At 36.7% G+C, this 14,584-nt stretch carries 11 protein-coding genes; 8 read left to right on the top strand and 3 right to left on the bottom strand.

Going from position 1 to position 14,584, the window contains the following annotated elements:
* The first annotated feature begins 41 nt into the window (after positions 1–41).
* Together M899_RS02220 and M899_RS02225 are read left to right on the top strand one after the other, a co-directional pair.
* Complete coding sequence (locus tag M899_RS02220) at positions 42–2,900, top strand: hypothetical protein (protein ID WP_021269812.1); 2,859 nt, start codon at positions 42–44, stop codon at positions 2,898–2,900.
* A gap of 65 nt (positions 2,901–2,965) precedes the next feature.
* A complete protein-coding gene (locus tag M899_RS02225; protein WP_034727473.1) occupies positions 2,966–4,594 on the top strand; it encodes a Fic family protein in 1,629 nt (542 codons plus the stop codon).
* A 29-nt stretch (positions 4,595–4,623) separates the two neighbouring features.
* On the opposite strand, the gene folE2 is transcribed toward M899_RS02225, so the two are convergent.
* Positions 4,624–5,559 (bottom strand): GTP cyclohydrolase FolE2, encoded by a 936-nt coding sequence (gene folE2 / locus M899_RS02230; protein ID WP_021269786.1) that lies wholly within the window; start codon positions 5,557–5,559, stop codon positions 4,624–4,626.
* A 305-nt stretch (positions 5,560–5,864) separates the two neighbouring features.
* Between folE2 and M899_RS02235 the strand changes: the two genes are divergently transcribed.
* Positions 5,865–6,077: a hypothetical protein gene (locus M899_RS02235; RefSeq protein ID WP_021269774.1), complete on the top strand. Its 213-nt coding sequence runs from the start codon at positions 5,865–5,867 to the stop codon at positions 6,075–6,077.
* Here M899_RS02235 and cdd read toward each other — a convergent pair.
* Together cdd and M899_RS02245 are read right to left on the bottom strand one after the other, a co-directional pair.
* Entirely contained in the window at positions 6,074–6,484 is a 411-nt protein-coding gene (gene cdd, locus M899_RS02240; RefSeq protein ID WP_021269808.1) for a cytidine deaminase, read from the bottom strand. The two genes, M899_RS02235 and cdd, sit on opposite strands and share 4 nt — an antisense overlap.
* A complete protein-coding gene (locus M899_RS02245) occupies positions 6,478–7,809 on the bottom strand; it encodes a dihydroorotase (protein ID WP_021269783.1) in 1,332 nt (443 codons plus the stop codon). The genes cdd and M899_RS02245 overlap by 7 nt, the downstream gene beginning before the upstream one ends.
* Before the next feature lie 116 nt (positions 7,810–7,925).
* Between M899_RS02245 and cysS the strand changes: the two genes are divergently transcribed.
* The 5 genes from cysS to M899_RS02270 all read left to right on the top strand — a co-directional run bounded on the left by cysS (position 7,926) and on the right by M899_RS02270 (position 14,570).
* Positions 7,926–9,389, top strand: a complete 1,464-nt coding sequence (gene cysS, locus M899_RS02250; protein ID WP_021269803.1) for a cysteine--tRNA ligase — start codon at positions 7,926–7,928, stop codon at positions 9,387–9,389.
* A gap of 256 nt (positions 9,390–9,645) precedes the next feature.
* Positions 9,646–11,322, top strand: coding sequence for a methyl-accepting chemotaxis protein (locus M899_RS02255; RefSeq protein ID WP_021269789.1), 1,677 nt, complete (start codon positions 9,646–9,648; stop codon positions 11,320–11,322).
* 200 nt (positions 11,323–11,522) lie between these two features.
* Positions 11,523–13,274: a hypothetical protein gene (locus M899_RS02260; RefSeq protein ID WP_021269769.1), complete on the top strand. Its 1,752-nt coding sequence runs from the start codon at positions 11,523–11,525 to the stop codon at positions 13,272–13,274.
* A gap of 63 nt (positions 13,275–13,337) precedes the next feature.
* Complete coding sequence (locus tag M899_RS02265) at positions 13,338–14,051, top strand: DUF6901 family protein (RefSeq protein ID WP_021269796.1); 714 nt, start codon at positions 13,338–13,340, stop codon at positions 14,049–14,051.
* 66 nt (positions 14,052–14,117) lie between these two features.
* Positions 14,118–14,570 carry a cache domain-containing protein gene (locus M899_RS02270; protein ID WP_021269792.1) on the top strand — a complete coding sequence of 151 codons (453 nt, stop codon included), beginning with the start codon at positions 14,118–14,120 and terminating at the stop codon, positions 14,568–14,570.
* Positions 14,571–14,584: the final 14 nt, after the last annotated feature.

The following is a 14,584-nucleotide window of genomic DNA, read 5'->3' on the forward strand; positions in this document are numbered from 1 at the left end:
AGTAAATTTCATAAAAAACCGATAGTTTTACGAGGTTTTTTATGAAATTTAAAGTAAACGTACTTTTCTCAATTTTTTTGTGGTTTTTAACAAACGCAAACTCCAATGCTGCAACTTCTTTTGCGCAAAAGTGGAATATTTCCCGTAAACATTCTGGAGTCATGGAAAATAACATTGGCTATGACATGGTCATGATGCAAAGGATAATGGGAATCAATGGGCGCGTTTATCCAATTGCAGATCTCACTTATATTAGAATGGATCGCAATAAGAATGATCAATTTGATGATCGTGAATTACTAGAGAATCTCAGAAAAGGTTACAATGTAAAAAAATGGAAAGTAAGTAAGTTTGATAACGTTCACTACTATCAAGCAATATTGAACGACCGCTCACGTGCTATTAGTGTGAGTGTTACACAAAATGATCTTCACTCAAAAGTAACAGTAGCAAATTATCGTTTAGGGTATAAAGATTTTACAGAAAGAGAAATTGCACTTCTTCAAAAATCATTATCTACAAATTTCGAGAGAAAAACGACTTTCATGAGTTTTCTTATAAGAGAAGCTTATGCAAATGGATTTGATCTGACGGGTCTTCTCAATAGTATTGGAGGACAAAGTGGTTCTGTATCAGGCAGTCCTGCTGTAACATCTGTTGTTGATTCGATAAATTCATCTGGTTTAAATACGAATGTAAATATTAATACAAACGTATCGGGTAGTGTGGACGTAAATGCAACGGGCTCTTTAAATGCGGGCCAATTTAATGCTGTGATTGGACAAGGAAATCAAATCAACCAGTCTTTTAATAATGCATCAGATATGGTCGATAAAAATTGGGGTCAGACAAATACCACTCTTGATAATATTAATCGTGATATCAATCATCAGGTTGGTAATTTAAATCAAAATATAGATAAAGGTATTGGTATGGCCGATAAAAATTGGACAGAAACCAATACTGTTGTCGACAAAAATTGGACTGATACAAATAAGATGGTTGATAAGAACTGGAGTGATACGAATAAGCAATTATCTCGTGCCAACTCTGTCGCAGAAAAACTTTCTGATCCTAAGCATATGTTCCTCCTATCTGGTGCGACGGCCGCAGGAGCAGTCTTTGGGGCCAGCCTTGCCAATCTTGCAATTGATGGCATGCAAGCTGGTGTCACATGGATTATTGATCAAATCACAGACCGTAAAGGTAAGGCCGAGAGATGGCAGTTATTTAGTGAGGCCCGTGGAAACTGGGAAAAAACTATTAAGAATGCTGTGGACCTGGAGAGGGCCATGGATCAATTTCTCGGTTATTACGATATCTTTAAAGAGTTGAAGTCAAAATTTCCAAATGAGCAAATCTCAATGGAAACAATTCTTCGCCATTTTTCTAAGGAAACACTTCTAACTGAAAAAAAGAAGAAGAAATATGAAGATGCTTTTAGCCTTGTCGAAAATAAAAGATGTGAAGATTATTATGCAGATAAAATTCTTGAACAAGATGCAGTTCTAGACTCGTTGAAAGATGTTTCAAATATTCTATCAAATCATAATAAAAACTCACCAAATATGAATATCTTTGATGAAAGATTTTTCTGTACCCAAATGGGGGAGATGATGCGTAATCTTCTTGATGCAGAAAATGCACTACAAGATTATCGAATCTATATGATTGATGGGAAGGCCGAATATGCGGATAAGATGCTTGAGCAACAGGAGCGATTAGTTGATAAGGCAGATCGCTACAACTCAAAAAGGGATTCTATCAAGGAGCGAGAAAGAGACATCGCAAGTGATAGCTATGAACTTGCAAAAGATGAAATTCATGCTCTTGCAAAGGCTGACTGTAAAAGAGAAGGCAAAGGTCTCTTTAGTACTGGAGAGTGTGTTGATCGAAAACTCGCAAGTGGAAATTATGCCACTCGTTTAAAAAGACTCGAGGCTCACAATAAGAGAGCAAAATCAGATATCGATAGAAACTATGAAGATAGCGACGTTTCTCGTTTAAGTGTAAATGAGGCAGCTTTGAATGATCGTATGTCATCATATAAAGATTGGTTCAAAGAACTGGAAGAACAACAGTTTTGTTTTCAAAACCCTGAGGACTCCGCTTGTAAAGAAATCTCGAAGTTTCGCTATAATGGTGTTTTTTACGTTAAAGATAAGGCCATGAATGCCATGAGTGATATTTGTAAAAATGAAGATCTAAGATTGATGGATATTAGAAAAGTGCAAAATGAACGCTCTGCTGCCGCTGTACGCGACGGTGCGCCTAAAGATTTTGCACCGGTTAACGAAGGACGTTCTCTTTCTAGTGATTCTAGCTCATCAAAAGGATTTTTTGCTTCTTTATTTGATGGAATTGGAAATTTCTTTAAAACGATTGCAGATTCTATTGGAGATGTTTTTGGAAATATTTTTGGTGGAAATAAGATTGTGGGTGAGAAATCACAACCAATAGATGTTGCCTACGTTGAACCGAAGGCCATTGAACAAATTAATGTGGAAAGATCTCAGTCTGAAAAGATTCACGAAAATTATCGCGCCCCTGCTCTAGTTGAGGCCATTGAATCTCCATTTAAAGATGAAGAAAAGATTTTAGAAAAAACACCTGAGGCCATGGCAAAGTTTGAAGAACTTTTATTGGAAGGTGATAAGAATAAGGTGATCATCAATGCTCTGGCAAAATCTGACTTGAGTGATAACATAAAGGCCGCCATCTTGATGGATTTAGATCCATTAAGTTCAAATTCTATTAATGAAATTATTGCGGCCTATGATAAGTCCTTTTATAAGTCAAAAGATGGACGATTTAGAATAGATTTAAAGAAAATAAAGAAAAACGACAATATTAATGATTGGCGCAAGTTCATTGAAATTTATAAAAAAGCGACAATGTAAAATAAGATCAATTCCGATTCGCCTTCGAGATTTATTCGAAGGCGATTTCTCTTAATCAAATTAATATGAAGATAGTTTTCCTTCTTTCAATGTTTCTTTTTATTTCATGTAGCTCGCATGATTTGAGGACAAGTAGTCGGAAAATTGCTTCTGAGGAATCAAAAAGAGGATGCGTTGGTTTAGTTGATGATTTATTCAACTTACAGCACACAAAGCAACTTGATCTATCATTTCATTATTTAAAACACCACGAAAGAAAGAATGATTTAGCAAATTACTTTTTTCATCCAGAAAAAGAAGACCACTTTATGGTGCATTACTACACCGGACAAACTGGTTACAAAAAAATGTATGAAGACTTAAATCGAGAAGGGCCAAAGGACAAGAGAGCACTTGTGTATCGTTACTCCTTAAATAATGCTCTTAATTCTTTTCCTAAATTCGAAGGCACTGTTTATAGCGGTGCAGTTGTTGATGAAAAGACATTGAAAAAGTGGAATTTTAAAGTCGGAGAAGATTTACGATTCGATTATTTTCTTTCGACAAGTTCTGATTTGAAGATCGCAAAGGGCTTTTATTCTAGACAGATTCGAGCTTGGGAAGGTGAAAAGACTAGGGTTCTTTTTGAAATAGAAAGTCTATTTGGTAGAGATATTTCATCTAAGTCTAAATATGCTTATGAAAAAGAAATTCTTTTTAAAAGTTCATCTCGCTTTAAAGTTGAGTCCATTTCTGAAAAATCTCTTGGGACCATATTCGGAGATAGGCCAGAATCTCTGATCGTCGTAAAACTAAAAGAGGTTCCACATACAAAACTCAAAGGAAAACTTACGAGAAAAAATGCAGAAATTGACCCTAAAATTGAGATTAGGAGATTAATAAACGAAGAGGATTGGGCGAAGGCCCAAATTACAATGCCTGATACACCAGAGCTGTATTATGGTGAAGATAGTGCAGAGGATTTTTTGAATGCAGTTAAGTATGTAAAAGACCTACCTCATTCAACAAATATTTCAATTGATCTGCTCAAAAATATTCATGCGATTGCGACAAAAAGTCATTTCTTTAGAGGTTATGAACAACGAAGAATAAAACTCGCATACACGAAAGGTGACATTTCTTTTCAAGAGGCGAGTGCTTACTTAGAAGGAGTTGACCAAGGGAGACCATATTCTCGAATGAGTCACGAGAAATTGAGTGGAAAATTTAGAACTGATAAAGAAGATGATTTTTTTCATACAGGAGATCATTTTCTGCCCGAAGGGGAAAGGTATTTTACAGTAGATGATATGGATAAATATAATACGAATCCCTATTTTTATGAAGAAATCGAATCTAGAGTTGAACTTTCCAAGAATCAATTTAAAACTGAGTTCCATTATGTTTATTCTTCCGATGTCGAGAATGAAGTTCAAAATTTATTTGAACAGGCGATTCCTTTTTTAGATTCTGCCGCTAGTGATGAAGAGTATATTAGGTTAGTTAATAAGCTTGAGTTGTCACTAATGTCGATTCATCCTTTTTTGGATGGCAATGGTAGGGCCATTCGTCTATTTGCAGATTTTTTGTATCAAAAAAGAGATCTACCGCCTGTTTTAAGGCCTAAAGAGTATGACTTTACAATGAGCTTAGAAGAGATTTATGAATATACAATTAAAAATATGAATGACTATTTAGAGCTATATTCAAAATAAAAAAGGCCTCATGTTAGAGGCCTTTTTTTTTAGTAATTAGGTGATTCTTTTTGAATGTATGCAACAGCATTATGGCTGTGCAAAGATTCAATGTGCTCAACTTTGGCGTTCCAGTCAAGAATCTTATCTTCGTGATCTAGTACTGTTGAAATTCTTCTTGAAGAGTGCTCAACGAACATAGGATTATCACCATTTAAAATAGCGAAGGCCTGCTCATCAACTCTCTTAACAAGAGATTGTGTTTCAGTTGGAAGTGCAATTCTAAGAAGTTCAATCAGACGTTCAATTGAAAATCCACTTTCTACATCGTATACGACTTGAACAGTTGCGACTGATCTTTGAGAGTGAGCTGATGCAATTCCTGAACCTTCTGTCGTTAGACCTTGACGGTATTCTTCTTCGTATTGCTTTGACATTGATAGTGAACAAGGACAAGTTGAAGAGTACTCATATTGGATTGTTAAATACAATAGAACGCGACCATCTTTATTCTCGATCCCTTCCCATTCACACTTGTAATATTGCCATCCCCAGTTTTCAGACTTCAAAGACTTTTGCTTAACAGGGTAGCTAAATTTTAATTTTAGGTGAGCTTTTTCGATTAGATCTTCATCTTCGAAATCGCGAAGATCAGCTCTATAGCGTCCTAGAACTTTCTTGTAAAAAGCAGAGTTCACAGGAATCTTACTTCCTTCCTCTTGTAGGATTGCGCAAAAGCGGCTCATGTTAGCACCTGTTTTAGATGCTTTTAAATAAACAAACATCGATGCTTCTGCATCATGATTCATTGTGTGACCATCGCCATGCTCAAACATTAATGGGATTCTAAATCTTTCGATACCAACGCGTGGAATTGCGATTTGAACTTGGTTAGGCATTTTTTGAAAATCATTTAGACCTGACTTATCTTTAACTTCACAGTCTAGAATGTCTTCTCTTGTATTTCTTAAAGCTTCTACATTCATTTCTATCGTTCCCCAAAATAGGTCATAAAAGACCTTATTTTTTTTATTGCGCAACCTTTTTATATTACTAAGGTGCTGTTGTAAACCATGTTTGCGCCTTACTCTATAAGCATAACAGGTTTATGAACTTTTCTGACGTGTTTCTTCAGTCCTAAATCATTGAAATCTTAATCTGGCATTGGCCATGTCCTTCAAAATAGAGAGATTTTATAGAGGCTTTACAAACGCTCGACACTCTTTTTTCTAAATGAAATGTTAATATTCGACGATAATAGTAGGGAGAAGATCGCCTAAAGAGAGGACCTATGTCGGCACAAAAACTCTATGAAATTGAGACCTATGAGAAGTACTTGCTCTCTGTTGATGAAGTGAAAAAGCAGATTGAGAATTGTCCTGTTTGCGGGGCCAAGCTTATTTTGACACATATCACCGATTCTCAAAATATGTTGGCCCAAGAAACGTCTAAATGCTTAGACTGTGAATATGGTACACGCGAAGTGTACCACGTTTTAAATTAAGAAAATAAAGTATCAAATGGGTAAGGAAGAAGTTCTTTGAAAAGGACTTTTTTCTTAATTCCTTCAAGGTCTCCAAGATAGATTGGTGCATCTCCCTTAGAAAATTCATTGATGACTTGTAGGCAAAAAGCGCAAGGAACAGTGACAGGATTTGTGTCACAAACAACAACGATAAAATCAACTTCTTTTCTTCCAAGTACCGTTATCCCTGACCATAGGGCAGTTCTCTCAGCACAAACAGTTCCACCGTAGCTCGCATTTTCAATGTTGCAGCCACCAAAAATTTTCTCAACACCTTTGAATGCGACGGCCGCTCCAACGTGAAATTTGCTGTAAGGGGCGTGAGCATGGTCACGAGTTGATTTTGCGATTTCGTATGCTTCTAGTACACGTGCATCAGTTAGCATGTAGCGTCCTTTTTAATAATGGGTGAAGCTGCATTTTCGTGCAGTATCTTTCCGTTTAACATAACAATTGATCCCATGACAATAGTGGAAACGATGCGACCTTTAACTTTCATACCATTGTAGGGAGTCCAGCCGCATTTAGATGCCTGCTCTTCATTGGTGATGAGGTGATCGCCTTTTAAATCAGCAATCGAAAAGTCTGCATCATAGCCAGGTGCAATTTTCCCTTTATTGAGTCCATACAGTTTAGCAGGGGCTTCACAAAGAAGCTCTTGCAATTTTTCTATACTAATTTTTCCTCTAAGGTGATGATTGAGCATGATTTGAAAAATCGTTTGCACGCCAGGCATACCTGAAGGAGTGTCTGGGTAGCCTTTATTTTTCTCTTCAGTCGTATGTGGTGCATGGTCTGAGCCAATTACATCTACGAGTCCTTTATTTAAACCTTGCCATAAACCATCTGTGTGAACTTTTTCTCTAATTGGGGGATTCATTTGAGCAAATGTTCCGATGATATCGTAAATGTCGGGAGCATAAAGAGTGAGATGTTGTGGAGTCACTTCCACAGTGCAATAGTTGCGATCTTTTTCGATTAGCTCCATTTCATCTTTAGTCGTGATATGAAGAAGGTGAACTTTTCTTTTTGCCTCTTTAGCAATAGAGAGAATCATTTTTGTTGATTCAACAGCGCTATCGACATTTCTCCACTCATAGTGGGCGTGAACAGACTTTGCATTGTCGCGGATATGTTTTCTTTGATTAAGAATAGTTTCAGATTCAGAGTGAACAGCGATTGGGCATGAAATATTTTTAAAAATTTCCAGAAGCTTTTCTCTGTCAAAAAGGAGAAGAGATCCCGTTGAACTGCCTAGAAAGATCTTCACGCCACAGCAACCTTCAAGCCCTTGTGATTTTTGTAGCTCTTCTAAATTATTTCCAGTTGCCCCAATAAAGAATCCAAAATTAACGAGTGATTTTTCTTTTCCAAGACGAACTTTTTCATTGATGGCCTCTACTGTTGTCGTAGGAGGATTAGTGTTTGGCATTTCTAGGAATGTGGTAACACCACCAAGTGCCGCTGCGAGAGAGCCCGTGTAGAGGTCTTCTTTATGGATTAGGCCAGGTTCGCGAAAATGGACTTGGCTATCAATAACACCAGGAAAAACATGAAGTCCTGAGGCATCAAACTCCTCTTTGGCATTGGCCTGTAGATTTTTTTCAATTTTTTTTATTTTTTTGCCATATATACCGATATCGGCTATATTGAGGTGACCATCTACTAAAAAGGTAGCATTTCTAATGACGAGATCAAATTCGTTATCCACAATTCAAGTCCTTTGCTGTTGCTGCTGTAGCACATGCTGCTGCTAATAGTTTTTTGCGGCTAAAATTCTTACAATAAAATTATAATTCAAATTACAAGATAAATGGAGAAGGGAAAATGACGTTAACAGTATTTAATACTATGACAAAAGAAAAAGAGTCATTTAAAAGCATCGAGCCTGGCAAGGTGAAAATGTATGTATGTGGTCCTACTGTTTATGACTATCTTCATATTGGAAACTTTAGAGGGGCCATTTTCTTCAATATGGTGAGAAATTGGCTAGAGCATAGTGGTTATGACGTTACATTTGTTTATAACTACACTGATGTCGATGATAAGATTATTGCCCGTGCAAATGAGAGGGGTATTACTTCAAATGAACTTTCGGAAGAATTTATTCGCGCTTTTGAAGAAGATTTTTCTCGTCTAGGTCTAAGAAAGCATGATCACAATCCTAAAGTAACTGATTATATGGATCAGATTATTGAGTATGTAGCTTCTCTTGTAGAACAGAAAAAGGCCTATGTCGTTAATGGTGAAGTGTTTTACTCAATTGACTCATTCAAACCTTATGGTGCTCTTTCGGGTAAAAAACTCGATGACCTCCATGCTGGTCAAAGAGTAGAAGTTGATCCAAATAAGTTAAGCCCATTTGACTTCGTTCTTTGGAAACCGGCCAAAGAAGGTGAGCCTTCATGGGCATCACCATGGGGTCAAGGTCGTCCAGGTTGGCATATTGAATGTTCTGCCATGATTAAATCACTTCTAGGCGATACGATTGATATTCACGGAGGTGGAATTGACTTAATTTTTCCGCACCATGAAAACGAAATTGCTCAAGGTGAGGGATGCACAGGTTGCAAGTACGTAAACTATTGGATGCATAACGACTTCATTAATATTAAAGGGGAGAAGATGAGTAAGTCCCTTGGAAACTTCATTACGGCAAGAGGTTTCATGGATACTTATCATCCAGAAGTTTTAAAGTTCTTAATGCTCTCTGCTCATTACAGATCTTTACTCAATGTTAGTGATGAAAAAATTGAACAAACATTCTCTGGTCTTGCAAGAGTTTATCATGCACTCAACTCTGCAAATCAAATGCTTTTAAAAACCGAGGCCGTAGCTGGCGCAGCTACTGAGAAGAACTTCGATTCAATGTTAAAAGAGCTTGATAAGAAAATCGAGAAATCAATGAATGACGATTTCTCTACAAATGAAGTTATTGCTTGCATCTATGAAGCAGTTAGAGGGTTTAATGCTCTTAATCTTGGTAAGAAATTAAAAGATCCAGCTACTCATGTTACAGTGAAAAGATTTAAAGAGTGGGTACTTCAATATGGTTCAATGATGGCGTTGTTTGTTGAAGAGCCATCACAATTTCTAAGAGAGGTTGATGATATTCTTTTGAAACAAAAAGGATTATCAAGAAACGAAGTTGATGCTCTTATTGAAGAGCGTGCAAATGCTCGTTTGGAAAAAGATTTTGCAAAATCTGATGAAATTAGAGACAAGCTCCATAACATGGGAATTGATTTCCAAGACACACCAGAAGGACCAATCTGGAACGTAAAAATTTAGAAATGACCTAATTTCAAAGGTTAATTTAAATAGAGGGGAAGTTAAGACTTCCCCTTTATTCATCTCATTAGCGACCAAATATAGAGGCATACTTAATCATTATTTTTTCTTCATAACAATAAGAGAAATTCATTTATCAAAAGCAAAACGTCAAAAGCCATTTGATTTATAGGCAAAGAGTGCTTGTGATTCAGATCATACTTTTTTCTGACCTGTTCCTTCTATAATTTTTTTATCACGTCAAAAAGGAAAGAGGATGAAAAAATTAAACTTCAGAACACGCATTATGTGGATCGTTGGCTCATCGTGTGTTCTCTGCTCAAGTCTATCAATACTTGTCTCCATTTATTTTGGAAAGGAGGAACTCGCTGCAGGTATTATTGAAAAGGCCCAGACAATTCACTCTCGATTAGAGGCGGCCACTGAATACGTCGCACTACAAGGTGGCTTATCATCTGAAATTAAAAAATTCAAAGAAGCTTATTCTTCAGATAATCAAATGACAAAAGAAGACAAGGAACAAGTTTTAAAACAAGTTCCTATTTTCGCAGCAATGAAGATCGGTGAAAAAGATTCTCAGAAAGAGCGCTATCTATTTAGAGTTTTCTCGAATGAACCAAGAAGGAAAGAGAATTTAGCAAATGATTTTGAAAAAACAGTTTATGATAAGTTTCTAAAAGATAAAAGTTTGAAGCAATATGTTCATAATGATGGTGAAGTGATTACTGTTTTTAAACCAGTTCGTCTTAGTGAAAAACAAGGTTGTCTCACCTGTCATGGTGACCCAAGACTCAGCCCGTGGAATAACGGCAAGGATATATTAGGATATCCGATGGAAAATTGGGAAGATGGACGCTTACATGGCGTCTTTGCTATTTCTTCGAATATAGATGAGATAAGGGCCTTAAGGAAAACTGACGAGCATACCCGTACTCTCATTCTTTTTGGAATGCTTCCTATTATAGGTGTGGTTTTTATCGCTTATTTATTAATAAAGACGCCACTTGCAAATGTTGTTAATGTTGCAAATAGACTCCAAAAAGTTACTGATGGAGTAGGTGGTGCATCTAAAGAAGTCAATGAGAATGCCTCAAATCTTTCACAGTCCACAACAGAACAAAGTGCTTCGATACAACAAACAAGTGCATCCCTTGAAGAAGTTGAAACGATGCTAAGAAGAACAACTGAAAATGCACAGAATGCTTCCGCCGTTTCTGCAAGTTCTCAAAGTAAGGCGCGAGATGGTCAAGAAGTTGTCGCAAGAATGAATGAGGCCATGTCAGAAATTAATCAATCAAATGAGAGCATCATTGTTCAAGTTAAAAATAGTGAAAAAGAATTTGATGAGATCATAGCTGTAATAAAAGAGATTGGTGAGAAGACACAAGTTATTAATGATATCGTATTTCAAACAAAACTATTATCATTCAACGCTTCGGTTGAAGCGGCAAGAGCAGGTGAGAATGGAAAAGGCTTTGCCGTTGTTGCTCAAGAGGTTGGAAGTCTTGCTCAGATGAGTGGTAATGCGGCAAATGAAATTACGAATATGCTAACAGATAGTATTCAAAAAGTTGAAAAGATAGTTAGTGAAACCAACTCGAGGATTAATGATCTTGTTGATATCGGGAAAATAAAAGTAGAACTTGGACAAAGTGTTGCGAACGAATGTCAAATAATTCTAAAAGAAATTGTCCAGCAAATAAGTGAAGCGGCACAGATGAGTCAAGAGATTACTGATGCGAGTCTTGAGCAGAATCAGGGGATAAGTGAAATTTCAAGTGCGATGAATCAGCTCGATGGGGTGGCCCATCATAATACAAAAACTTCGAATGATATGGAGAAGCTAGCGCAGGGTCTTTCTAGCCATGCAAAAGAATTGGAAAATTCGGTGAAGGATTTATTGGTCACAGTTCTAGGTGATGATAAAGTCTAAACTAAAAAAAATGGCCAAGTCATATCAGAGACTTGGCCTTTTTTATGTCCGGAATTGTTGGCAAATTTTCAAAATTCCTTCCGTTTTATCTGGACCACTGAAAAATATTATTTCCATCATTACAGTGACTTAAATCCAAAATGTAAGTGTACCTAAAAGTTAGACGCTAAAATAAAAGTATCTTAATTTTGAGGTGAGTTATGAAAAAGTTGCTTCTACTAATGACGGTATTTACAACACTAATCGCTTGCGGAAAAAAAGGTAATAGTACCAACGTAAAGCTTAAGCTAAGTAATCTTGTTAGCACTGGAACAACATCTTTTAATGGTGGTGTTTACTTAGTTGGGCATAGACTAGATGATTTCCAATCTATTGCCATTGGTCTTAAATTGGATGGTTCTGATAATTTCTTTACTCTTGAAAAAGGAGACTGGGAATTTGCGGCCATCGGTTGGAGTTCTACTGTGGCAGGAGTCGCAAACACTGGACTAAGTGGGGATGTTCGTTGCGGTTACTCTGGAGTTAAGAAGTTTTCATTTGATGAAGAACAAATTGAATTAACTCTGTCAAAGGCCGGCTGTAATTTTCAGCTACCAACAACAGGAGAGAGATTTTCTGCGCTATCAGATCTTGAAGCTGATTATATGTTTAAAAAAGTTAACTTCTATAGTTGTATGCAGATTCCAGCTGGGGGAGTGAGTGGATCTGAGTGTTATGGTGTGAATAATTTAAACTCTGTAATTAATGTTGGTCTATCAAAATCATATGAGATTGTTTTACCAGGTGAAATGGAACTTGGTGGTAATAAATCTTTCCTTCCTGGACTTAAAACTAAATGTATTAATATGGCCACTGATGAGTCAGTTCGTCTTCCAACAGGGAATGGATTTGATTCATTCATTAATCTTGCACTTGTTTCATATCCAGAAGAAAACTGTGTAGGTAATCCAAGTATTTCGGATTTTCGCAGTGGACTTCGTGTAAATAGTACGATGCCAGATAAAAAATCTTTCTTCATGGCCAGTGATAATTTTGATTCATCTCGTGTCGCTTTATATTTTGAACACAATCCAAATAGTGCAAATAATGCGCAGGTTTTTGGTAATGGTCAGGATGGCTCATCAGTGATTACGACTATTGATGCAAATTATTTTGCTAATATTCTAACTCTATCGAGTAATTCAGTGACAGTTACTTCTGGTCACGGAACAAATATTTTACCTAATGATGAGGTTATGCTCTACATTACTGAAGATGACGGAACGTGTGGGTCAGGATTTGGACAAGGACGTTTTGTCTTTAATAGAATTGCTTCTAAAAGTGGTGATTCATTTACCTTCTTCAAAAGTATAAATGAAGTTTTTGGCACGACACCAAATATCAGCAGTTCAGCCTGTTCTGTGCAGATGTTAAAAGTATTCAACTATAAAGGGATTTCTCTATCAGGTTCAACTCCTATTGTGGCAGCGGCCTACGATGAAACTAATAAAATAGGAGGTGTTATTGCCATAAGAGTTAGAGATAATTTGCAGATGAATTTTGATGGAAATGGTGCAACTATAGATTCTTATGCTAAGGGGTTCTATACGATTAGTGGGCAATCTAAATGTTCATCTACACTTTCCCAGTGTGCTCCTTTTGGAGACGGTAATGGAACCTTTGCTGGTGGAGGTGCCATTTACCTATCCGCCAGAAGTATTATTACTGATAATGGAAGTGGACTTCATTTTATCAAAGCTGATGAAGGTGGAACAGGCGCAACGAAAGGCTCTGCTCGTGTTAGATTGAACTATGCAAGTATTGGGACAAATGATTCTATCTTTGTTAATGGAAATCCAAGCTTTTCAGACATAAGATACTGCAATGATAGTTCCAGTTCATTATCTTTGCGTACGGCAGTTGATGGAACCGCCGGAGATGGTCTCATTCAGACTCCAAGTCTTTGCTATTAATAAGTAATTCAAATTGAGTAAATATTAAGGTCTGCTAAGAGCAGGCCTTTCTATAATAGGGGTATGAGCGAAAAACCCTACACCTACAAATACAAGATTTCTTTTGCTAATGGCGAAGTCTACACTAAAGATATTGTCATTGATAATATTGATGGCACCTTAGTTGAAAGTGAGATCATTCCCAAAGATCTAGAGGAAATGGCCCGACTTGATTTTTGTAAATGTACGCATTGTCCTTACTCTGAAAAAGAATTTAAATACTGTCCAGTTTTTAGAAATATTACCCAAGTTGTAAATGATTTCAAAAATCATAACCCTCATGAGGTTGTTACAGCATCTGTAGAGTTTAATGGCAGAAAAGTTGAAACAAAGGATGAACTCCATGTTCCTTTAACCTCACTTGTTGGTCTACTAATGGCCTCTAGTGAATGTGAATACTTTGATTTTCTAAAACCTATGGCCAAGACTCACCAACCTTTTTCAACTTATGAGGAAACGTTGATTAGAGTAGTCAGTTTCTATTTTCTTAATAGGTTTTTATGTGGTCATACACTCGATTGGAATATTCAAGAATTAAGAAAACAGTATCAAGATTTAGAAAAAGTTAATGCTGGTATTCTAGAGAGAATAAAAGCAATTAAAGATGGAGCAGAGGCCGAAGCTGAGGCAGTACTAGTCTTAGATAGTTTTATAAAAAACTTCTCTTGGGAATATGAATTGAACTTAGATGATCTAAAAGAATTTTTTCAAAGAGGGAAAGGTTTTTTAAATCTCTAAGTTAATTTCCCTAACGTTTTTTTATTTTTTGTACGAAAATACAGATACATAAAACGGAGGAAGAGAATGAAAAAACATTTTTATGTGACAGCTGCCATCTTGTTCACATTATCATCGCTATCAGTTAATGCTGCCGAATGCAAAAAGGAAGAAGCACAAGCTGCTGTTGAGAAAGCTTGTAAGCTTATTGAGGCAAAGAATGAAGGGGCGCTTGATGAAATTAAGTCTTACAAGTTTTGTGGAGACAATTATGTATGGATTCAAGATTCTGATGTGAAGATGGTTCTACACCCAATTAAGCCACGTCTTAATGGTAAGTCTCTAATGGAAAACAAAGACCCAGCTGGAAAGCTCCTTTTTGTTGAGTTCGACAAAATGGCAAAAGCAAATGCTGCTGGAGGATGGGTTGATTATCAATGGCCTAAGCCAGGTGCAGAAAAAGCTACAGACAAAATCTCGTTTGTTAAAATGTGTCCAGGTCCTAAAAAGTGGATTGCTGGCTCAGGTGTCTGGAAATAATTAAGTACAGGGAC

The organism is Bacteriovorax sp. BSW11_IV (assembly GCF_000447755.1).
Lineage (GTDB): Bacteria > Bdellovibrionota > Bacteriovoracia > Bacteriovoracales > Bacteriovoracaceae > BSW11-IV.

Excerpts from the sequence above, each read along its gene's own strand:
- M899_RS02220 (WP_021269812.1), top strand. The coding sequence starts at position 42 with ATGAAATTTAAAGTAAACGTACTTTTCTCAATTTTTTTGTGGTTTTTA.
- M899_RS02225 (WP_034727473.1), top strand. The coding sequence starts at position 2,966 with ATGAAGATAGTTTTCCTTCTTTCAATGTTTCTTTTTATTTCATGTAGC.
- folE2 (WP_021269786.1), bottom strand. The coding sequence starts at position 5,559 with ATGAATGTAGAAGCTTTAAGAAATACAAGAGAAGACATTCTAGACTGT.
- M899_RS02235 (WP_021269774.1), top strand. The coding sequence starts at position 5,865 with ATGTCGGCACAAAAACTCTATGAAATTGAGACCTATGAGAAGTACTTG.
- cdd (WP_021269808.1), bottom strand. The coding sequence starts at position 6,484 with ATGCTAACTGATGCACGTGTACTAGAAGCATACGAAATCGCAAAATCA.
- cysS (WP_021269803.1), top strand. The coding sequence starts at position 7,926 with ATGACGTTAACAGTATTTAATACTATGACAAAAGAAAAAGAGTCATTT.
- M899_RS02255 (WP_021269789.1), top strand. The coding sequence starts at position 9,646 with ATGAAAAAATTAAACTTCAGAACACGCATTATGTGGATCGTTGGCTCA.
- M899_RS02260 (WP_021269769.1), top strand. The coding sequence starts at position 11,523 with ATGAAAAAGTTGCTTCTACTAATGACGGTATTTACAACACTAATCGCT.
- M899_RS02265 (WP_021269796.1), top strand. The coding sequence starts at position 13,338 with ATGAGCGAAAAACCCTACACCTACAAATACAAGATTTCTTTTGCTAAT.
- M899_RS02270 (WP_021269792.1), top strand. The coding sequence starts at position 14,118 with ATGAAAAAACATTTTTATGTGACAGCTGCCATCTTGTTCACATTATCA.